The organism is Stenotrophomonas sp. YJH_SMC_133, assembly GCF_059370655.1.
Genome location: NZ_JCAFTW010000002.1, coordinates 207,826 through 228,328, shown reverse-complemented (window position 1 = coordinate 228,328; position 20,503 = coordinate 207,826). Strand labels below are relative to the sequence as shown.

General features: G+C 67.5%; 16 protein-coding genes. 6 read left to right on the top strand and 10 right to left on the bottom strand.

All coding sequences use genetic code 11. The features are described 5' to 3' along the window. Positions 1-42: 42 nt before the first annotated feature. From lpdA to AC5P78_RS03565, 3 genes are all read right to left on the bottom strand, one after another. Positions 43-1,851, bottom strand: coding sequence for a dihydrolipoyl dehydrogenase (gene lpdA, locus AC5P78_RS03575; protein WP_165711010.1), 1,809 nt, complete (start codon positions 1,849-1,851; stop codon positions 43-45). 108 nt (positions 1,852-1,959) lie between these two features. Beyond that, entirely contained in the window at positions 1,960-3,672 is a 1,713-nt protein-coding gene (gene aceF / locus AC5P78_RS03570) for a dihydrolipoyllysine-residue acetyltransferase (RefSeq protein WP_154329612.1), read from the bottom strand. A 167-nt stretch (positions 3,673-3,839) separates the two neighbouring features. Continuing rightward, positions 3,840-4,355 (bottom strand): DNA-deoxyinosine glycosylase, encoded by a 516-nt coding sequence (locus AC5P78_RS03565; protein ID WP_005411139.1) that lies wholly within the window; start codon positions 4,353-4,355, stop codon positions 3,840-3,842. A 186-nt stretch (positions 4,356-4,541) separates the two neighbouring features. Here AC5P78_RS03565 and AC5P78_RS03560 point away from each other — a divergent pair, with 186 nt between their 5' ends. The 3 genes from AC5P78_RS03560 (at position 4,542) to glpK (ending at position 8,476) form a co-directional block, all read left to right on the top strand. Beyond that, the gene (locus AC5P78_RS03560) at positions 4,542-5,177 is read left to right on the top strand and encodes an OmpW/AlkL family protein (RefSeq protein WP_005411140.1); all 636 of its coding nucleotides are present in this window, start codon (positions 4,542-4,544) and stop codon (positions 5,175-5,177) included. A gap of 188 nt (positions 5,178-5,365) precedes the next feature. Further along, a complete protein-coding gene (glpD, locus tag AC5P78_RS03555) occupies positions 5,366-6,871 on the top strand; it encodes a glycerol-3-phosphate dehydrogenase (RefSeq protein ID WP_414491688.1) in 1,506 nt (501 codons plus the stop codon). 105 nt (positions 6,872-6,976) lie between these two features. Continuing rightward, positions 6,977-8,476 (top strand): glycerol kinase GlpK, encoded by a 1,500-nt coding sequence (gene glpK, locus AC5P78_RS03550; protein ID WP_005414549.1) that lies wholly within the window; start codon positions 6,977-6,979, stop codon positions 8,474-8,476. 106 nt (positions 8,477-8,582) lie between these two features. On the opposite strand, the gene AC5P78_RS03545 is transcribed toward glpK, so the two are convergent. Both AC5P78_RS03545 and AC5P78_RS03540 read right to left on the bottom strand, forming a co-directional pair. Then, positions 8,583-9,377: a MetQ/NlpA family ABC transporter substrate-binding protein gene (locus AC5P78_RS03545; protein WP_012481327.1), complete on the bottom strand. Its 795-nt coding sequence runs from the start codon at positions 9,375-9,377 to the stop codon at positions 8,583-8,585. Positions 9,378-9,403: 26 nt separating this feature from the next. Next, positions 9,404-10,375, bottom strand: a complete 972-nt coding sequence (locus tag AC5P78_RS03540) for a helix-turn-helix transcriptional regulator (RefSeq protein ID WP_005411144.1) — start codon at positions 10,373-10,375, stop codon at positions 9,404-9,406. Positions 10,376-10,456: 81 nt separating this feature from the next. Between AC5P78_RS03540 and AC5P78_RS03535 the strand changes: the two genes are divergently transcribed. Next, positions 10,457-11,059: a LolA-like protein gene (locus AC5P78_RS03535; protein ID WP_038646374.1), complete on the top strand. Its 603-nt coding sequence runs from the start codon at positions 10,457-10,459 to the stop codon at positions 11,057-11,059. A 106-nt stretch (positions 11,060-11,165) separates the two neighbouring features. Continuing rightward, on the top strand, positions 11,166-11,942 hold the full coding sequence (locus AC5P78_RS03530) for a DUF481 domain-containing protein (protein WP_005411146.1): 777 nt from the start codon (positions 11,166-11,168) through the stop codon (positions 11,940-11,942). A gap of 116 nt (positions 11,943-12,058) precedes the next feature. Here the strand turns inward: AC5P78_RS03530 and hemC are convergent, their stop codons facing one another. The 5 genes from hemC to mdoH all read right to left on the bottom strand — a co-directional run bounded on the left by hemC (position 12,059) and on the right by mdoH (position 17,960). Continuing rightward, a complete protein-coding gene (gene hemC, locus AC5P78_RS03525; protein WP_414489551.1) occupies positions 12,059-12,970 on the bottom strand; it encodes a hydroxymethylbilane synthase in 912 nt (303 codons plus the stop codon). A 565-nt stretch (positions 12,971-13,535) separates the two neighbouring features. Next, positions 13,536-14,267 carry a LytR/AlgR family response regulator transcription factor gene (locus AC5P78_RS03520; protein ID WP_005411148.1) on the bottom strand — a complete coding sequence of 244 codons (732 nt, stop codon included), beginning with the start codon at positions 14,265-14,267 and terminating at the stop codon, positions 13,536-13,538. Positions 14,268-14,277: 10 nt separating this feature from the next. Further along, the gene (locus AC5P78_RS03515; RefSeq protein ID WP_172476269.1) at positions 14,278-15,321 is read right to left on the bottom strand and encodes a sensor histidine kinase; all 1,044 of its coding nucleotides are present in this window, start codon (positions 15,319-15,321) and stop codon (positions 14,278-14,280) included. A gap of 3 nt (positions 15,322-15,324) precedes the next feature. Then, positions 15,325-15,984, bottom strand: coding sequence for an alpha/beta hydrolase (locus tag AC5P78_RS03510; RefSeq protein ID WP_111193520.1), 660 nt, complete (start codon positions 15,982-15,984; stop codon positions 15,325-15,327). Between the two features lie 50 nt (positions 15,985-16,034). Then, a complete protein-coding gene (gene mdoH / locus AC5P78_RS03505; RefSeq protein WP_012481333.1) occupies positions 16,035-17,960 on the bottom strand; it encodes a glucans biosynthesis glucosyltransferase MdoH in 1,926 nt (641 codons plus the stop codon). Between the two features lie 496 nt (positions 17,961-18,456). Here mdoH and AC5P78_RS03500 point away from each other — a divergent pair, with 496 nt between their 5' ends. Beyond that, a complete protein-coding gene (locus AC5P78_RS03500) occupies positions 18,457-20,502 on the top strand; it encodes a TonB-dependent receptor domain-containing protein (protein ID WP_414498256.1) in 2,046 nt (681 codons plus the stop codon). The last annotated feature ends 1 nt before the right edge of the window (position 20,503 follow it).

Below are 20,503 nucleotides of genomic sequence, written 5' to 3'. Positions count from 1 at the left end.
CGGCAGATGCCAGGGCTTTTCGTTCGGAACGGCGCGGGCGCCTTACTTCTTCTTCGGCATGTACAGATCGGTGATCGTGCCGTCGTAGATTTCCGACGCCATCGCCACCGACTCGCTCAGCGTCGGGTGGGCATGGATGGTGTGGCCGATGTCTTCCGCCTCCGCACCCATCTCGATCGCCAGGCCGATCTCGGCCAGCAGGTCACCGGCGTGCACGCCGACGATCGCACCGCCGATGATGCGGTGGGTTTCTTCGTCGAAGATCAGCTTGGTGAAGCCCTCGGTGCGGCCGATGCCGATCGCGCGGCCACTGGCGGCCCACGGGAACTTGGCCACGCCGACCTTCAGGCCCTTGGCCTTGGCTTCGGTCTCGGTCACGCCAACCCAGGCGATTTCCGGGTTGGTATAGGCCACCGACGGAATCACGCGGGCCACCCATTCCTTCTTGTGCCCAGCAGCCACTTCGGCGGCCAGCTTGCCCTCATGCGTGGCCTTGTGGGCCAGCATCGGGTTGCCGACGATGTCGCCGATGGCAAAGATGTGCGGCACGTTGGTGCGCATCTGGCGGTCGACCGGGATGAAGCCACGGTCGGTGACCTGCACGCCGGCCTTCTCGACATCGATCTTCCTGCCGTTCGGCGAACGGCCCACGGCCACCAGCACGCGGTCGAAGGTGCCCTGCGCCAGCGCAGGCGCCTGGCCTTCCTCGGCGGCGTCGAAGGTGACGGTGATGCCCTTGGCATCGGCGGTGACGCCCGAGGCCTTGGTCTTCAGGTGCACTTCGATGCCCTGCTTCTTCAGGCGGTCGGCCAGCGGCTTGACCAGGTCCTTGTCGGCGCCCGGCATCAGCTGGTCCATGAACTCGACCACGGTGACTTTGCTGCCCAGCGCGCTGTACACGGTGGCCATTTCCAGGCCGATGATGCCGCCGCCGACGACCAGCAGCGAGCCCGGCACTTCGGCCAGCTCCAGCGCGTCGGTGGAATCCATCACGCGCTTGTCGTCCCACGGGAAGTTCGGCAGCTTCACCGCCTGCGAACCGGCGGCGATGATGCACTTCTGGAAGCGCAGCAGCTGGGTGCTGCCGTCAGCAGCGGTGATTTCCAGCTCGTTGGCCGAGATGAACTTGCCGACGCCCTGCACGCTGCGGACCTTGCGCTGCTTGGCCATGCCGGCCAGGCCCTTGGTCAGCTGGTTGACGACCTTTTCCTTGTACTCGCGCAGCTTGTCCAGGGTGATGGTCGGCTTGCCGAATTCGACGCCGAAATCACCCGCGTGGGCCACTTCGTCGATGACCGCTGCGGCGTGCAGCAGCGCCTTGGACGGAATGCAGCCCACATTGAGGCAGACGCCGCCGAGGCTGGCGTAGCGTTCGACCAGCACCGTATCCAGACCGACGTCGGCAGCGCGGAAGGCGGCGGTGTAGCCGCCCGGGCCCGAGCCCAGCACGACCATCTCGCATTCGATGTCGGCCGGCTTGCCGCTGGACAGCGCCGGCTTCGGCGCAGCCGGTTCGGCCGGGGCGCGGTGCGACGGGGTCACCGGCGGCTTGCTGGCCGGAGCGGCTGCAGCCGGAGCCGGCGCAGCGGCCTTGGCCGGGGCTTCGGCGGCGCCTTCAGCGTCCAGCACCACGACCACGGCGCCTTCGGACAGGGTGTCGCCCAGCTTGACCTTGATCTCCTTGACCACGCCGGCAGCCGAGGACGGCACTTCCAGGGTGGCCTTGTCCGATTCCAGGGTCACCAGACCCTGGTCCTTCTTCACCGTGTCGCCGACGGCGACCAACACTTCGATCACCGGCACATCGCTGTAATCGCCGATGTCGGGAACCTTGACTTCAATCGTGGCCATGGTGGGTTTTCCTCATGCCCGCCCGGCATGGCCGGTGGGCTGTCACTGCATCTGTTCACGCGGCCGCGCCAGGGGCTGCGGCCGCACGGTGGGGGCGAAGCGGGTGCCTTACAGCAGCACGCGGCGCATGTCGGCCAGTACCTGGGACAGGTACGTGGTGAAGCGTGCGGCCAGGGCGCCGTCGATGACGCGGTGGTCGTAGCTCAGCGACAGCGGCAGCATCAGCTTCGGTGCGAATTCCTTGCCGTTCCAGACCGGCTGGATGGACGACTTGGAGACACCGAGGATGGCCACTTCCGGTGCATTGACGATCGGGGTGAACGCGGTGCCGCCGATGCCGCCCAACGAGCTGATCGAGAAGCAGCCGCCGCTCATGTCGGCCGGGCCGAGCTTGCCGTCGCGCGCCTTCTTGGCCAGTTCGCCGGTTTCCTGCGCGATCTGCACCACGCCCTTCTTGTCCACGTCGCGGATCACCGGCACGACCAGGCCGTTCGGCGTGTCGGCGGCGAAGCCGATGTGGAAGTACTTCTTCAGGGTAAGGTTTTCACCGCTGGCATCGAGCGAGGCGTTGAACTCCGGGAACTTCTTCAGCGCTGCGGCGCTGGCCTTGATCAGGAAGGCGAGCATGGTCAGCTTGATGCCGGCCTTCTCGTTCTCCTTGTTCAGCGCCACGCGCAGGCCTTCCAGGTCGGTGATGTCGGCCTGCTCGAACTGGGTGACGTGCGGGATCATCGCCCAGTTGCGGGCCAGGTTCGCACCGGAGATCTTCTTGATGCGCGACAGCGGCTGCACTTCGGTCTCGCCGAACTTGCTGAAGTCGACCTTCGGCCACGGCAGCAGGTTCAGGCCACCACCGGCAGCGACAGCAGTACCGCCGGCAGCCGGCACGCCACCACTGAGCGCGGCCTTGACGAACTTCTGCACGTCACCCTTGGTGATGCGGCCACCCTTCTCGGTGCCGTTGATCTGCAGCAGGTCCACGCCCAGTTCGCGGGCGAACACACGCACCGCCGGGGTGGCATACGGCACCTTGGCGGGCAGCACGCCATCGGCGTTGAACTGCACCGGCGGGCTGGACGGGGTACCGGCCGAGGCGATCTCGCGGGCCGCCAGCTTGTCCGGCTGCACCGGCACAGCGACCGGCTCGACCTTGGTGGCGGTCTCGGCGGCAGCCGGAGCGGCCGCAGCGGCCGCCTTGGTCGGCGCCGGCGCGGCAGCGCCCTCGGCCTCGATGATGGCGACCACATTGCCCTGCGACAGAGTGTCGCCGACCTTGACCTTGATCTCCTTGACCACGCCGGCCACCGACGACGGCACTTCCATGGTGGCCTTGTCGCTTTCCAGCGTGACCAGGCCCTGGTCCTTCTTGACCGTGTCGCCGACGGCGACCAGCACTTCGATGACCGGAATGCCGGAGTAGTCGCCGATGTCCGGCACCAGCGCTTCAACCGCACCACCGCTGGCAGCCGGAGCGGCCGGCGCAGCTGCGGCTGGAGCCGGCGCGCTCTGGGTAGCGGCAGCCGGGGCAGCGGCCTTGGCCGGCGCGGCAGCCGCCGGCTTGGCGGCTTCGGCTTCGCCTGCGGCCACTTCGATCAGGGCCACGACCTTGCCTTCGGACAGGCTGTCGCCGACCTTGACCTTCAGTTCCTTGACCACGCCCGCCACCGAGGACGGCACTTCCATGGTCGCCTTGTCGCTTTCCAGCGTCACCAGGCCCTGGTCCTTCTTGACCGTGTCGCCGACGGCGACAAGCACCTCGATTACCGGGATATCGCTGTAGTCACCGATATCGGGGACAAGTGCTTCCTTGATTTCGGCCATGGGGATAACTCCGGCAATCTGGTGTAGGGAAACGTCTATTGTGCGGCCAGCGGGGGCCAGCGCCAACCGTTACAGGTGTTTTCAGTACGCACGCAGCCGGGACAGGCTGTTGCCCATGGGTCGCGGCCGCGACCAGTCGGTAGCGTATTGTCCGGACGATGTCCGCTTCATGTCGCCCGCGCGTCGGCCACCGGCTGCCAGGCCTGCCGCAGGCGCGGCAACGACCACGCCGCATTGGCAGGGCTGGTCGACGGCAATGCGACCAGCTTCGGCGGGGTTTCCAGCCGTGGCAGCACCCAGCGCTGGAATGCCTGCAGCGAGGCACCACCATTGCAGCCGATCAGCTTCAGCTCAGGCAGCGTGGCGATCAGTTCCGGCAGCGCATTGGCCACTTCCGTGCCACGCACGATGTCGGCATCCAGGCTGCCGCGCCGCTCGCAGCGGCCGATCACATCCCACAGGCCGATGCCCGCGGCGTTCAACGCCTGCAGCCGTTGCACATAGGGCAGAGCCGCGTCGAAACCGCAGATATCGGCCATCAGCGGCCAGAAGCGGTTGCGCGGATGCGCGTAGTAACGCTGCTCCTGGAGGGATGCCACGCCTGGCATCGAACCCAGCAGCAGCACCCTGCAATCCACGTTCACCTGCGCTTGCAGGCCGACGCACAGCGTTGCCGCGCTCACATCTTCTCCAACTGAATGAATGCCACTGACGACCAGAAACCCCATGGATACAGGCTTTTCGCGCTGATCGCTGAACAAGGAAAACTATTTTTTAACGCGCGTCGGATTCGATTCATGTTGAGGCGACTACGGTGTGCTCGCCCCGCAACCGGGGGCCCAAAACAAGAAACATTAGGAGATACCCCCATGCGCTCCATCCGTATCCTGAGTCTCGCCCTGCTGACCTCCGCCGCCTTCGCGCCGGCTGCTTTCGCCCAGGACAGCAGCTCCACCGATACCGCTTCGGGCAAGCATTTTGCCGTGGTTGGCGGCGTCGCGCTGCTGCAGCCGAAGAATGATCCGATCGACGGCATCAAGAAGGTCGATGGTGGCCCGGCGCCGACCGTCAGCTTCAGCTACTACATCAACGACAACTGGGCCGTTGAACTGTGGGGCGCCGCCGACAAGTTCGACCACAAGGTGAAGGGCCCGAACAATGCCCGCCTGGGCAACGTCGAGCAGCAGCCGGTCGCGCTGAGCGGCCAGTACCACTTCGGCCAGGCTGACAACGTGTTCCGTCCGTTCGTGGGCGTGGGCTACTACCAGTCCAGCTTCAGCAATGAAACGCTGGCCGACGGCAGCAGCTCCGACATCCGCCTCAAGGACGCCAAGGGCGTGATCGGCACCGTCGGCGTGGACATGAACATCAACTCCACCTGGTTCGCCCGTGCCGATGCCCGCTACATGCGTTCGCGTCCGGACGTGAAGGTCGGCGGCGAGAAGATCGGCGAGGCCAAGATGGATCCGTGGACCGTCGGCTTCGGCATCGGTGCCCGCTTCTGATCCAGGCAGCACCGGCTTCACTGATGTAACGCGACGGGCCCTGCGGGGCCCGTCGTCGTTTCCGTCACCCGCGTTCTGTAGAGTCGACTGCCAGTCGACTGCTCTTTCAAAAGTCGAGCATGGCTCGACTCTACAAAAGGCAGTCAACTGACAGTCGACTCTACGCACACACAGGACACGGAGACGCGATGGACGACGTCGACCTGCTGGTGATCGGTGGCGGCATCAACGGCGCCGGCATCGCCCGTGATGCGGCCGGCCGCGGCCTGCGGGTGCTGTTGTGCGAGCAGGATGACCTGGCCGCGCACACCTCCAGCGCCAGCAGCAAACTGATCCACGGCGGCCTCCGCTACCTTGAACAGGGCGAGTTCGGACTGGTGCGCAAGGCACTGGGTGAACGCGAAGTGGTGCGGGGGCAGGCCCCCCATCTGGTCCGTCCGTTGCGCTTCGTGCTGCCATGGGAACCCCACCTGCGACCGCGTTGGATGCTGCGCGCGGGCCTGTGGCTGTATGACCATCTCGGCCGGCGCAGCCCGAGTTTTCCCGCCTCGCGCGCATTGGACCTGCAACGCGACCCGCTCGGCCCCTGGCTCTCCCCGGCGCTGCGGCAGGCCTTCAGCTACGCCGATGCGCAGGTCGATGACGCGCGGCTGGTACTGCTCAATGCGCTGGATGCCGCCCGGCGTGGCGCACGGGTACATGTGCGCAGCCGCTGCATTGAACTGCGCCCTGTGCTGGGCCGTTGGCAGGCCACGCTGGAAGCCACCGACGGCCGGCAGCAAACGGTGATCGCCCAGGCCGTTGCCAATGCAGCCGGCCCTTGGGCAGGAGGCCTGCTGGAACGTATGCAGGCGCGCGATGGCGGCCCCGCCCTGCGCCTGGTACAGGGCAGCCACATCGTGCTGCGCCGGCCCTGGCCCGACGACAGCGCCTGCCTGCTTCAGCAGCCCGATGGCCGCGTGGTGTTCCTGCTGCCGTTCGCCCACGACCACCTGCTGGTCGGCACCACCGACACCGACTACCGTGGCGACCCGGCCCGGTGCAGCGTGCTGCCTTCGGAGGTGGCTTACCTGTGCGAGGCCGCCAACCACTACCTGCGCGAGCCGATCACCCCGCAGGACGTGGTCTGGCAGTTCGCAGGGGTACGCCCGCTACTTGCCGATCCAGATCCGCGTGCAGCGAAGCTGAGCCGTGACTACCGCCTGCAGTTGCAGTCCGGCCCGGCGCCCGCGCTGCATGTGCTGGGCGGCAAGCTGACCACGTACCGCGTGCTGGCCGAAGAAGCGCTGGACCTGCTGCGCCCCGCCCTGCCGCAGATGGGACCGGCATGGACGGCAACGGGCCACCCACTGCCGGGCAGCGACTGGGGCGACGCCACGCAGGCGTGCTCGCGCCTGCAGGCACTGGCACCGTGGCTGCCCGCAGAGATTGCGCGCCGCTGGGCCGGCGCCTACGGCAGCCGCAGCGCGGAGCTGCTGCACAGCCTGCGGGGTATGAACGATCTCGGCGAGGACTTTGGCGGCGGCCTGCATGCGCGGGAAGTGGCTTTCCTGCGCGACCACGAATGGGCGCGTAGCGCCGAGGACGTGCTGTGGCGGCGGAGCAAGCTGGGGCTGCGGCTGGATGCGGCGCAGGTGGCGCGGCTGCAGGCGTGGATGGGGGGTCGGATCCCTTTCCCAGGGAAAGGGCCCTGACCCCCGTGTTGCCGCGTGTGCCAACCAAGGTTGGCAGCTACCAGGGTGGCCGCGCGCGACGCGATCGATGCATTAGGATTTCCCCATCGCCACCGGAGACGCTGCATGACGCCCCGCTACGTGCTGGCCATCGACCAGGGCACCACCAGTTCGCGCGCAATCCTGTTCGACCGTGCTGGCGACATCGTCGGCAGTGCGCAGCGCGAGTTCGCGCAGATCTTCCCGCAACCCGGCTGGGTCGAGCATGACCCGCGCGAGATCCTCACCAGTGTCTATGCCACGCTGACCGAACTGCTCAGCCGCGAACAGATCGACCCGCGTCATATCGCCGCGCTGGGCATCACCAACCAGCGCGAGACCACCGTGGTCTGGGACCGCGCCACCGGCCAGCCGATCCACAATGCCATCGTCTGGCAGTCGCGGCAGAGCCATGCCATCTGCGAGCGACTGAAGTGCGACGGGCATGAGGCACTGGTCCGCGAACGCACCGGCCTGCTGATCGACGCCTATTTTTCCGCCACCAAGGTGCGCTGGATCCTCGACCACGTGGAAGGTGCGCAGCAACGCGCCGAGCGTGGCGAGCTGCTGTTCGGCACCATCGACAGCTGGCTGGTATGGAACCTCAGTGGCGGCCAGGCGCATGTGACCGACTACAGCAACGCCGCACGCACCCTGTTGTTCAACATCCACACGCTGGACTGGGATGACGACCTGCTGGCGCTGCTGGACATACCCCGCGCGATGCTGCCGCAGGTGCGCGATTCCAGCACGGTGTATGCGCACACCCGGCCGCAGTTCTTCTTCGACCACCCCATCCCGATCGCCGGCATCGCCGGAGACCAGCAGGCGGCGCTGTTCGGCCAGGCCTGCTTCCAGCCGGGCATGGTCAAGAACACCTATGGCACCGGCTGCTTCATGCTGATGCACACCGGCACGCAGGCGGTGCGCTCGCGCAACGGCCTGCTGACGACCATTGCCTGGGGCTTGGACGGGCGCGTGGAATATGCACTGGAAGGCTCGATCTTCATCGCCGGCTCGGTGGTGCAGTGGCTGCGTGACGGCCTGCGCATGATCGAGCGTGCCAGCGACAGCCAGGCACTGGCAGCGCAGGTGCCGGACAGCGGCGGCGCGTATCTGGTGCCGGCATTCGTCGGTCTGGGCGCGCCCTACTGGCGCAGCGATGTGCGCGGCGCGATGTTCGGCCTGACCCGTGGCACCCGCAAGGCACACTTCGTGCGTGCCGCGCTGGAGGCGATGGCCTACCAGACCCGCGACGTGCTTGATGCGATGCAGTCCGATGCGGGCATCGCGCTGACCGAACTGCGCGCCGACGGCGGTGCGATCGGCAACGATTTCCTGGCCGGCTTCCAGGCCGACATCCTTGGGGTGCCTCTGCTGCGGCCGCGGCTGACCGAGACCACCGCGCTGGGCGCGGCCTACCTGGCCGGTCTGGCCGTCGGGTTCTGGTCCAGCCGCGAGCAGATCGCCGCGCAATGGGGCCTGGACCGGCGCTTCGAGCCACAGATGGAAGTGGCGCGCCGCGAGAAACTCTATGCAGGCTGGCAGCAGGCCGTGGCGGCCACCCTCGCCTTCCACGTCGACTGAAGGTCGTGCCGGCCGCTGGCCGGCAACCCCATGATCCTTGGCGGCGTTTGCAGATTGCCGGCCAGTGGCCGGCACGACCGCATGGCCAGAACGTCCGTAGCGCCGGTCAGAACGCCGGCAGCACCGCGCCCTTGTACCTGGTCTCGATGAAAGCCTTCACCTGCGGGCTGGTCAGGGCCTTGGCCAGCTTCTGCACGCGGGCGTCGTCCTTGTTGTCCGGCCGCGCGACCAGGAAGTTCACGTACGGCGAGTCCTTGCTCTCGATCGCCAGTGCATCCTTGGTCGGGTTGAGGCCCGCATCCAGCGCGTAGTTGGTGTTGATCAGGGCCAGGTCGACCTGGTCCAGCACGCGCGGCAGCATCGCCGAGTCCAGCTCGCGGAACTTCAGGTTCTTCGGGTTGGCGGTGATGTCACGCAGGGTCGACAGCGCGTTGGCCGGATCCTTCAGCTCGATCACGCCGGCCTTGTGCAGCAGGATCAGCGCGCGGCTGTTGTTGCTCGGGTCGTTCGGGATCACCACGTCGGCACCGTCGCGCAGCTCGGCCAGCGACTTGACCTTGCGCGAATAGGCACCGAACGGCTCGATATGCACGCCGATCACCTTCACCAGATCGGTCTTGCGATCGCGGTTGTAGGCATCCAGGTACGGCTCGGTCTGGAAGTAGTTGGCGTCCACCTGCTTCTGCACCAGCTGGTCGTTGGGCTGCACGTAGTCGTTGAACACGCGCACGTCCAGGTCCACGCCTTCCTGCTTGAGGATCGGCTTGACCACCTCAAGGATCTCGGCATGCGGCACGGCCGTGGCGGCCACCACCAGCTTCTGCGAGGGCTCGCCGGACTTGCCGCAGGCGGTCAGGGCCAGCGCAGCGGCGAGCAGGGGCAGCAACAGGGTCTTCTTCATGGGCGGAGGAGTTCTCGGGGGGAGTGTCAGGATTTTTCGTAGTTGCTCAGGGCCAGCTCGAGCAGCGCCTTGGCCTGCTCGCGCAGCATCACCGGCTCGACGATTTCGGCATCCGAGCCGTAGTGCAGCACGTCCATCAGCAGTTCGCGTGAGACGCTGTACGGCACCTTCAGTTCATAGCGGCCATCGGCCAGGAAGCGGCCCTGCTGCTTGGAGTGCCAATGCTCGTCGGCCACCCAGCGCGCGGCCTTGGCACTGAACAGGATGGTCGCCCAGCCCTTCGGCGCACCGGAGAAGATGCCGTAGCTGGCACCCAGCTGCTCGTCCAGCTCGCTGTCGGCGACGTCACGGGCAGTGCTGTCGACCACGCGCGCCTTGTGGATGCGGTCCACGGCGAAGCTGCGCAGGGCTTCGCGGTCATGGTCCCAGGCATCCAGATACCAGTTGTCGCGGTAATGGGTCAGGCGCTGCGGCGAGACGGTGCGCTTGGTCGGCTCGTCGGTGGAACGGGCACGGTACTCGAACGCCAGCTGGCGGCGCTCCAGCACCGCCGAGGCCACGCTGCGGAAGCTGCCTTCATCGAACTTGCGGCCGCGGTGCGGGATTACCCGCACACGATCCACCGGCCAGTTGGAGACACCGGCCTGGGCAGCCAGCAGGCTCTCGATACGCTGCTGCAGCGGCGCCAGCACCGAGGACAGCACGCCGCCGCCGGTACGCGCCAGCAGGTGCTGCGAGGCCAGCAGGGCGTGCAGCTCCTCCGAGCTGAGCCACAGGCCAGGCAGTTCGAAGCGGTCGCTCTCGTCGGCCTGGTAGCGGAAGCCAGCCTCGCCGTCGCCCTCGATCGGTGCCATCAGCGCATCGCGCAGGAAGGCCAGGTCGCGGTAGACGGTGGCACGGGAACAACCGAGCTTGTCCTGCAGAGTCGCCACCGTCACCGGATAGCGCGCGGACTTGAGCAGACGATGCAGGGCGGTGATGCGTTCGTATCGGTCCATACCCCCGATTATGTCCGAGTCGCGGGTCTTGTGTGGGACGTTTGGGCTATCGTGGTCGCCCCCACCCCCATGGAATGCCCGATGCGCCGGTTGCCCGCCCTGTCCCTGCTGGCCTGCCTGCTGCTGGCTGCCTGTGATCGCGCACCGGCGCCGGCCAGGACCGAAGCCCCCGTGCCCGCGGCAGATCCGGCCCAGGCCGTACTGGGCGCCAGCCAACGCTTTGCGGCCCTGGGCAGTTTCCATGCCGAGCTGGAGGTGCTGGGCGCGCCGCAGCCGGTGCGCAGTGCCATGGACTTCGTCGCCCCCGACCGCTTCCGGGTGCAGACCCCGGGCGGGCCGCAGACGATCATTGGCGACACCATGTTCCTGCAGGCCGACGGTGCGATCCGCCAGGTTCCCACCCCGCCGGGCCTGCTGGAGCAGTGGCGCAATCCCTTGCCGGCCGACGCCCTGCCTGCCGAGCTGCAGGCCGAAGACCTGGGCAGCCAATCGCTGGATGGAGTCGAGACCCGTCACTACCGCCTGCGCGGCGCGCAGGCCGGCGAACGCCTGGAATACTGGGTGGACGCCCAGGGCCTGCCACGGCAGATCGTGCGCAGCGGCAGCAGCAACGGCCGCAATTTCCAGCTGCGCCTGCGCTATTCGCGCTTCAACGACCCGGCATTGCGTATCGATCTGCCCTGAATAGGCGTCCGCGGCAACGTCTGCTGAAGCGCGCCTTGGATCGATTCTGACCGCCATCACGCTTCCAGTATCATCACCGGCTGTCAACCGCTTCGGAGAAGCCCCGATGTCCCTGCGCGTGTCCCTGCTGATCCCCCTGCTGCTGTGCGCGCCGCTCGCGTATGCACAGGATGCCTCCGAACTGGCGGCGATGTCTTCGCCGTGGAGCGGCAGTGGCGGCGAGCTCGGCTTCGCCTCGGCACGCGGCAACAGCAGCACCGAGAGCTTCAACGGCCGCCTGCGCCTGCGCTACACCGACGGCGACTGGGTGCACAGCATGGACCTGGCCGGCCTGCGTTCCAGCTCCAAGGTGACCGAGACCCGCGACGACGGCACCACCACCCGCCGCAACAACACCACCGCCAACCGCTACACCGGCAGTGCCGGCAGCGCGCTGCAGCTGGGCGAGCACCGCCAGCTGACGGCCACGGTGCGTACCGAGCGCGACGACTTCGCCACCTACGACCGCCAGAGCTCGTTCGGTCTGGGTTACGGCACCCGCCTGTGGAACACCGAGCGCTTCTCGTTCGACGCGCAGATCGGCCCCGGTGTGCGCCGCACCCACAGCACCGAGGACGACCGCACCCGCACCGGCATGATCGGCCGCGGCCTGTTCGACATGAAGTACTCGCTGACCGACAACACCGACCTGGTCAACACCCTGCTGGTCGAATCCGGTTCGTACAACACCTTCGGCCAGAACGACTTCGGCGTGTCGGTGAGCATGAACGAGCACCTGGCGCTGAAGGCCGGCTGGCAGGCGCGTTACAACAGTGACGTGGCCGAGGACAAGCGCAAGACCGATACGCTGACCACGATGAACGTGGTCTACAAGTTCAAATAAGCAGAACGGGCGCCAGGGCGCCCGTTCTTCTTCCGGTAGTGCCGGCCGCTGGCCGGCAACTGCATTCAACTGGGCCACGAGGTTGCCGGCCAGCGGCCGGCACTACCTGCGGTGGCTCAGACGTTCAGCAGCTCGCCGGCGCCCTCATCCAGCAGCAGCTTCGCCACGCGCTGGCCCAGCGCTTCCGCGTCACTGGCCGGACCCACCGCCTCGGCACGCACGGCACGGCCATCGCTGGCGCTGCCAACCAGCCCCTGCAGGTGCAGGTCGTCGCCCTGCCACTGCGCGATGGCCGCCACCGGCACGTGGCAGCTGCCATGCAACGCACGGTTCATCGCCCGCTCGGCTTCCACGCAGGCACGCGTGGCCGCGTCATCAAGCGGGGCGAACAACGCCATCAGCCGCGCATTGCCACCATCGCACTCCACCGCCACCGCGCCCTGCGCCGGGGCCGGCAGCCACTGCGGCGGTTGCAGGCGCGCGACGATGCGCTCGCCCAGACCCAGACGCTCCAGGCCGGCCACGGCCAGCACGATGGCGTCGTAACCACCATTGTCGAGCTTGGCCAGGCGGGTGTTGACGTTGCCGCGCAGGTCCAGCAATTCCAGATCCGGGCGCAGCGCGCGCAGCTGGGCCTGGCGGCGCAGCGATGAGGTGCCGACCCGCGCACCGATCGGCAGCGCGTCCAGCGAGGCGTACAGGTTGGAGACGAAGCCATCGGCTGGATCGTGGCGGGTCAGCATCGCCGGCAGCGCGAAGGGTTCGTCCAGTTCCATCGGCACATCCTTCAGCGAGTGCACGGCGCAGTCGGCCTCACCGCGCAGCATGGCCAGCTCCAGCTCCTTCAGGAACAGGCCCTTGCCACCGATGGCGGCCAGCGAACGGTCGAGCACTTCGTCGCCGCGGGTGCTCATCGGCACCAGTTCCACATGCAAGCCGGGATGGGCCTGGCGCAGGCGGTCGGCGACGTGTTCGCTCTGCCAGAGGGCGAGCGGGCTCTTGCGGGTGGCGATGCGGACGGTTTCCATCCGGTCATTATCGCGCCTCCGGCGCGGATACGGCCAACGGCGGAGCCCCTCGTGGCTGGTGGAGGGGTCATGAAAGCAACAGCCGCGCGTGGCCGGGCGGGGTGGGCCACGCAGGGGACGCTGCAAGTACGTCCATGTAAGCTCGGTCGCCGCATCCATGCGGCTCACGCCCCTGCGCAGCCCACCCCGCCCGACCTCTGACAGCTTCAGTGCGCGTCAGCCACGGAAGATCAAAAGAAAAAAGCAGAAGCAAAAGCAACAGCCGACGGCTTCCGGGGTCAGATCCCTTTTCCGCAGGAAAAGGGATCTGACCCCTCTTTCCAAGCCGATAACAACAATGCTCTTGCTGTCCGATGCGTTGAAGAACGAGAGGGTTGGGCCGGGGTGGGGCGGCGGGACCGTTGGCGCCATGGATGGCGCCATCGAGCTTACATGGATGTACTTGCAGCGTGTCCCGCCGCCCCACCCCGGCCCAACCCAGCACGTAGAAACAACGAGCCATGACCCGCTGTTGCTGTTGCTGTTGATTTCATAGCAGTCGCGGCCGCAGGCCGCGCGGGACCACTCACAGATGCCGCAGTTCCTGCTTCAGCGTCGCCACGCAGCGGCGGCTGACTTCCAGCGGCTGCTTGCCATGCCGCAGCACCGCCTGCACTTGACCACCCGAGCCTCGACGCAGCTCCACCAGCTCGTGGCGCGCCACCAGGCAGTTGCGATGGATGCGGATGAAGCGGCTGGCGAACTCTTCCTCCAGCGACTTCAGCGACTCCTCGATCAGGTCCTCGCCGCGCGCATGGTGCACCACCACGTACTTCTCTTCCGCCTGCAGGTAGTGGATGTCGTCCAGCGGGATCAGCCGCAGGCTGCCACGCAGGCGTGCGCACAGCATGCTGCGGGCCTGCTGCCCGCCGCTGTCCTGCGGCTGGCCGTCGCGGCCGGCCAGGAACGTGCGTGCACGTGCGATCGCTGCCGCCAGTCGCTCGGCACGCACCGGCTTCATCAGGTAATCGATGGCCGCCGCCTCGAACGCCGACAGCGCATGCGCGTCATAAGCCGTGCAGAACACCACCGCCGGGCGCGGCTCGAAGCTGGCCAGGTGGCGGGCGGCTTCCAGGCCGTCCAGCCCGGGCATGGCGATATCCAGCAGGACCAGGTCCGGCTGCAGCTCCGCGCACGCATGCAGGGCCTGCTCGCCGTTGCCGGCCTCGGCCACCACGTCCACCCCGTCCTGCGCCGCCAGCAGGCTGCGCAGGCGTTCCCGCGCCAGCGGTTCGTCATCGGCGATGACTACCCTCACGGTCGTCCCCTCACTGGATCGGCACTGTCACCTGGCAGGCATAGTAGCCCTCGCTCCAGCCAGCCGTCATCCGCGCGGCGGCGCCGAAGCGCCAGGCCAGCCGATGAGCGATGCTGTGCTGGGCATGGCCGGCACCACGCGCCAGCGCCAACCCCGGCGCCTGCGGATCGGGCGCGGGATTGCGCACGCGGATCTGCAGCTCGCTGCCCTCGCGCACCAGCTGCAATTCGATGGTGCCGCCTTCGGGCAGCCGCGAAATGCCATGCAGCACTGCGTTTTCCACCAGCGGCTGCAGTACCAGCCTCGGCAGTGGCAGGTCCCACGGCAGCGGCTCATCGCGCTGCCAGCGCACCTGCAGACGCTCGCCGAGGCGCAGCGACTCTATCGACAGATAGCGCTCGGCCAGCTCGCATTCGTCACGCAGGGTGGAGTCGCCCTCGCCCGCGCCGAGGGCAGCACGGAACAGATCGGACAGATCCAGCACCGCGCGTTCGGCCACCGCCGGATCGCGATGCAGCAGGCTGGCGATCAGGTTCATGCTGTTGAACAGGAAGTGCGGCCGGATCCGCGCCTGCAGCGCATCGGCCTGGGCACGCGCGTTGGCCTGCACCTGCGCTGCCCAGCGATCGCTCACATAGAAGTAGCGTAGGGCAAGCGCGGCGATCAGTGCCGTGGTTGCCGCACTGCCCAGGGTGAAGCGCCAGAAGCTGATGCCGCGGGCGAAGTTGTCGCCCAGTACCGCGTACAGTGCATGCACGATGCCGGCACAGACCACCGCGATCAGGGTCGCCAGCACGATCGCCGCGACAGCGCCCAGCACCGGCGGCAGCCTCGACAGTGCCTGCCGCAGGAGGCACAGGCTGGCGGTCACCGCCAGCGCCAGCCACAGCGCGAAGCCGCTGGCCGACAGCAGCTCGCCGAAGGTCCAGTGGCGGCTGCCATCGGGCGCCAGCGCCAGCACCACCACCACCAGCTGGGCCAGGCCGAGCATCGCCGCCAGCCGCGGCAGGCGGCACAGTTCCGGCATCCACGGCGATGTGCTGGCCGGGGGCATGGCTCAGGCAGCGCCCAACCGTTCCTGCAGCCAGTCACCCAGCGCCTGGATCTCTTCGGCGCAGACCTGGTGGGCCATCGGGTAGCTGTGCCACTCCACCTGCAGGCCCAGCGCCTGCAGGGCCTGCGCGCTGTGTGCGGCCACCGCCTGCGGAATCACCGGGTCGCTGCTGCCATGGGCCATGAACACCGGCACCTGCACCGCACCGTCAACGCGCCTGGCGCTCTCGGCTTCCGGCAGGTAAGTGGACAGTGCGATCAGGCCGGCCAGTGGCGCGATGCGCGACAGTGCAGCGGTGAGGATGATCGCCCCGCCCTGCGAGAAGCCGGCCAGGAAGATCTTCTCCGGCGCGACGCCGCGCTCGATCTCACGTGCGATCAGCGCATCCAGCTGCAGCACCGATTCCTGCACGCCGGCCATGTCGGCACGCGAGCGGAAGTCCATCCCGACGATGTCGTACCAGCCGCGCATCGGTACGCCGTTGTTGATCGTGATCGGCCGCACCGGTGCGTGCGGGAACACGAAGCGCAGCGCCGGCCAGTGCGGACGCACCAGTTCCGGCACGATCGGCGCGAAGTCGTGGCCGTCGGCGCCAAGCCCGTGCAGCCAGATTACCGACCACTGTGGCGAGGCGCCGGTTTCCTGTTCCACCGTTTGCAGCATGATGCGGCTCCTTCAAGTTCGAGCCGCATTATGCCGCTGGTGCAGGGCCATCAGTACAGCGGCGGTTGCTCGGCGGCTTCCCGGCGCAGCTGCGCGGCGCGCACCAGCACCGGTGGCGGAATGTTCTCTTCGGGGATGTCGAGCAGGCCGAGGCGATGCAGGAAGGCACCCGGGCCGCGCGAGGAGGTCAGCGCCACCACCGGAACGGCCAGCACCATGCCGATCACCACCGGCGCCATCCAGGCTGCCAGCGACGGCGACACCGCCCACGCCAGCACACCCATGAACGCACCAAACACACCCAGCCCGCCGTAGCCACGGATCAACGCCATCCACGAGATGCCACCATCGTCACGCTGCTGTGCGTCCCAGCCGGAATCGCGGCCGGACAGCACTTCGGCCACGCCGCGCGACTGCACGTACATCACCACCGGTGCCATCAGTGCGGCCAGCACGGTCTCCACCAGCATCGACACGAACGCACGGATCGCACCGCCGCAACCGCGGCGGTCGACAGGGTCCAGCAGCATCGCCAGATAGCCCAGCACCTTGGGCAGCAGCAGCACGGCCATGGTGGCGGCGAACAGGCGCACCACCTGCTCCTCGTCCTGGGCCCGCCAGTACACGCTGGGTGACAGGTGCAGCAGGGCGTTGAAATCGATGCCTTCCTGGAACAGCGGGATCGCAATGCCGATCAGCATCAGCATCGCCCACATCGGCGCGGTGAAGTAATGGCCGATGCCGATCAGCATGTGGGTGCGGCTGATCCAGTGCAGGCCACGGCTGCCGACCACCTTGCCGTGCTGCAGGTTGCCCTGGCACCAGCGACGGTCGCGCACCAGCAGGTCGGTCAGGGTCGGCGGGCCTTCTTCGTAGCTGCCCCCCAGGTACGGCACCATGTGCGCGGCCCAGCCGCCACGGCGCATCAGCGCTGCTTCGACGAAATCGTGGCTGAGCACGTGGCCGCCGAACGGCTTGCGCCCCGGCAGCGCTGGCAAGCCGGCGTGGTCGGCGAAGGCACGGGTGCGGATGATGGCGTTGTGGCCCCAGTAGTTGCTCTCGGCGCCATGCCACCAGGCCACGCCACGGGCGATCACCGGGCCGTACACGCGACCGCCGAACTGCTGCATGCGTGCGAACAGGGTGCGGCCACCGATCACCGAAGGCAGGGTCTGGATCAGGCCGACATCGGCGTTGTGTTCCATGCCGGCCACCAGGCGCACGATGCTGTCGCCGGTCATCAGGCTGTCGGCGTCCAGGATCAGCATCTGCGGGTAAGCGCCACCGAAGCGGCGCACCCAGTCGGCGATGTTGCCGGCCTTGCGCCCGCTGTTGTCGCCACGGCGGCGGTAGAACAGCCGCGTCTGGCCGTCCGGCACGCGCTCGCGCAGTTCGGCGAATACCTGCTCCTCGGCGCGTGCGATGTCCTCGCGCCGGGTATCGCTGAGCACGAAGAAGTCGAAGCGTTCGAGCTGGCCGGTGGCGGCCACCGACTCGTAGATCGCCTGCAGGCCCGCCAGCAGTCGGCGCGGATCCTCGTTGTAGGTCGGCATCAGCAGCGCGGTGCGGCTGTGCACGGTCGGCAGCGGCTTGTCCGGGTCGATGCCAAGGCGATAGCCACGGTCGAACACGGCGGTCAGGAAGCCGGCCACGGCGCTGGCGAAGGACAGCGCGATCCAGGCGAACAGGCCGACGAACAGCACCAGCAGGCAGGCTTCCAGCACGCTGATGCCATTGGCCGACAGCACCCGCCACATCATGCGGGTGGCGATGGCGGTCATGGCCAGGGTGCCGCCGAAGATGTAGAACCGGCGCAGGCCGATCAGGCGTGGCGAGGTACGGTGCCGACGGACCTTCAGCTTGCCTTCGCGCAGGGTCTGTTCGGGCATCGGCAGCGGAGATTCGGCCGGCAGCAGCGCCCAGCCGGCGTCGAGCCCGGGCGCATCCGCTTCCGCGTGGATGGTGTGACCCCCCATCACCGCTTACTCCCCACGATCGGCATGGCCGGCCGTCCCGGCCGGGCTGCATGCGCGAAGGTTCCCGGCGCGCCTTCCCGGCGCCCGCACTTGTCCTGGCTGTACCGGCCCTTGGCCGCACAGTCGCTGTCTGTCACTACCGGAACCCACACGATCTCCAACGGGGCGGAATCGAAAATGCGGCCCAGTCTAGGGCGCCGGATGTAAGCCGAGTGCGAAGGTCTACGCCGGGATTTATCCCCATTCAGCAAACAGCAGGCGATGGCGGACCGCGCAGCGGAATGTCGCTTCGTGGGCACCGGGTACTGGATCGTAACAAACGCGAACGGTTATCATTTCATTAACCAGGCAGGTCGCCGTCTTCCGTACGGCCGAGACCCACCCAGCTGCGCCGGCCCGAACCGTGCGCCCTACGACCCATGGAAGGGGGCCTGCCTGCTTGTCTGCGTGTGCCCGCTGCTTCCATCCGGTCCCCCCTCATTCGATGGAAGCCGTCATGTCCCAGCCGTTCCGCTCCCGTTCCGCGCGCCTGCCGCGCACCCGCCTGGCCAGTGCCCTGACCACCGCCTGCCTGCTGGCCCTGCCCGGCGTGGCCGCTGCAGAGGCCAGCGCCGATGCCTCCACCAAGGACCTGGATACCGTGGTGGTCACCGCCTCGGGCAACCAGCAATGGATCAAGGATGCGCCGGCCAGCATCAGCGTGATCAGCCGCGAGGACATCGCGCGCCAGCCGGTGCACGACCTGGCCACCCTGCTCAGCCGCGTGCCCGGCGTGACCGGTGGCCTCAGTGCGGTTGGCGAGCAGTCCAAGATCAAGCTGCGCGGCATGCCGTCGAACTACACGCTGGTGCTGGTGGACGGCAAGCGCATGGGCAGCTCGGCCTCGACCAACTACCGGCCGGACCTGGGCCGCCAGGACCTGAACTGGATCTCGCCCGACCAGATCGAGCGCATCGAAGTGGTGCGCGGACCGATGTCGTCGCTGTATGGCTCCGACGCCATGGGCGGCGTGATCAACATCATCACCCGGCGCATCGGTGATGACTGGAGCGGCAGCGCCACCCACAGCTATACCCGCCCGGGCGACGGCAAGCGCGGCGACACCCAGCAGATCGGTGCGACGTTCTCCGGCCCGCTCGGCGAGCGCTTCGGCCTGCGCATCGGTGCCAACAGCATGCGCCGCGATTCGGATCGCTCCAATGGTGGTGTCTACGGCAACGCGTATGCAGGCGAGAAGGACCGCAATGTCGATGCGCTGCTGCAGTGGAAACTGAGCGACGCGCAGGAACTGTCGCTCGAAGCCGGCCATGGCGTGCAGCAGGCCTTCATCGACGCTTCGCTGGAAAAGCAGGATGAAGGCGCCTGGGGTGCCAGCGAACTCAAGCGCAGCTCGCTGGCGCTCAACCACGATGGCAAGTGGAGCTTCGGCAATTCGAAGATCAGTGCGTACTGGACCGAGTACAGGAACGACATCGGTGCTACCGGCCGTTCCGAAGCCACCGATACGATCATCGAGGGCAGCCTGACCACGCCGTTCACCCTCGGCGTTGAACACCAGTTCGCCGTGGGCGGCCAGTGGAAGCGCCAGGAGCTGACCAACACCGACACCATCGGCCGCGCGCCGATCGACTATGCCGGCAATGCCGTCAGCGGCTCCGATCTGGAAGTGGATACCTGGGCCCTGTTCGTCGAAGACGAAGTGAAGCTGCACCGCACCCTGGCACTGACCCTGGGCGCGCGCCTGGACCACCATGAGACGTTCGGTGGCCACGTCAGCCCGCGCGCCTACCTGGTCTGGCATCCGGCCGAGCAATGGACCATCCGCGGTGGCGTTTCCAAGGGCTTCCGCGCCCCCAGCCTGACCGAGAACTCCGCCAGCGCCGCCACCCAGTCCGGTGGCCGTGGCTGCACCTCGCTGATTCCGCTGGGCTATACCCGCGGCGGCTGCTACATGGCCGGCAACCCGGACCTGGACCCGGAAACCAGCACCAACCGCGAAATCGGCATCAGCTTCGACAACGATCTGGTCGATGCCGGCCTGACCTACTTCCACACCGACTTCAGGAACAAGATCGAGTACGCACCGCTGGGCAGGTTCAACGGCATCTGGTGGACGCGGATGAGCAACGTGCAGCGCGCACGCACCAGCGGCATGGAAGGCAGCTTCAATGTCCGCTTCGGCGAGCACTGGCGCTGGCGCACCTCGGCGACATGGATGAAGGAAGCCAGGAACCTGACCACCGGCCGCAACCTGATCGATACCCCCGAATTCTCGGGCTATTCGTCGCTGGACTGGACGCCCGACGCGGTGTTTTCCAGCAGCCTGTCGGCGCAGTACACCGGCAGGCAGGCCGGCACGGCGACGACCTTCCTCAAGGCCTACACGCTGTATGACCTGACCGCCGCCTGGAACGTCAATGAGGTACTGACCCTGCGTGGCGGCGTCAGCAACCTGGCCGACAAGAAGCTGTATGCGGAAGGCTCCACCGATTACTTCGTGGCCGGGCGCAGCTACTTCCTCAGCATGACCGCGCGGTTCTGAC

Bases quoted from the DNA above. Each gene is read 5' to 3' on its own strand.
- lpdA (WP_165711010.1), bottom strand. From the start codon at position 1,851: ATGGCCACGATTGAAGTCAAGGTTCCCGACATCGGCGATTACAGCGAT.
- aceF (WP_154329612.1), bottom strand. From the start codon at position 3,672: ATGGCCGAAATCAAGGAAGCACTTGTCCCCGATATCGGTGACTACAGC.
- AC5P78_RS03560 (WP_005411140.1), top strand. From the start codon at position 4,542: ATGCGCTCCATCCGTATCCTGAGTCTCGCCCTGCTGACCTCCGCCGCC.
- glpD (WP_414491688.1), top strand. From the start codon at position 5,366: ATGGACGACGTCGACCTGCTGGTGATCGGTGGCGGCATCAACGGCGCC.
- glpK (WP_005414549.1), top strand. From the start codon at position 6,977: ATGACGCCCCGCTACGTGCTGGCCATCGACCAGGGCACCACCAGTTCG.
- AC5P78_RS03545 (WP_012481327.1), bottom strand. From the start codon at position 9,377: ATGAAGAAGACCCTGTTGCTGCCCCTGCTCGCCGCTGCGCTGGCCCTG.
- AC5P78_RS03540 (WP_005411144.1), bottom strand. From the start codon at position 10,375: ATGGACCGATACGAACGCATCACCGCCCTGCATCGTCTGCTCAAGTCC.
- AC5P78_RS03535 (WP_038646374.1), top strand. From the start codon at position 10,457: ATGCGCCGGTTGCCCGCCCTGTCCCTGCTGGCCTGCCTGCTGCTGGCT.
- AC5P78_RS03530 (WP_005411146.1), top strand. From the start codon at position 11,166: ATGTCCCTGCGCGTGTCCCTGCTGATCCCCCTGCTGCTGTGCGCGCCG.
- hemC (WP_414489551.1), bottom strand. From the start codon at position 12,970: ATGGAAACCGTCCGCATCGCCACCCGCAAGAGCCCGCTCGCCCTCTGG.
- AC5P78_RS03515 (WP_172476269.1), bottom strand. From the start codon at position 15,321: ATGCCCCCGGCCAGCACATCGCCGTGGATGCCGGAACTGTGCCGCCTG.
- AC5P78_RS03510 (WP_111193520.1), bottom strand. From the start codon at position 15,984: ATGCTGCAAACGGTGGAACAGGAAACCGGCGCCTCGCCACAGTGGTCG.
- mdoH (WP_012481333.1), bottom strand. From the start codon at position 17,960: ATGGGGGGTCACACCATCCACGCGGAAGCGGATGCGCCCGGGCTCGAC.
- AC5P78_RS03500 (WP_414498256.1), top strand. From the start codon at position 18,457: ATGTCCCAGCCGTTCCGCTCCCGTTCCGCGCGCCTGCCGCGCACCCGC.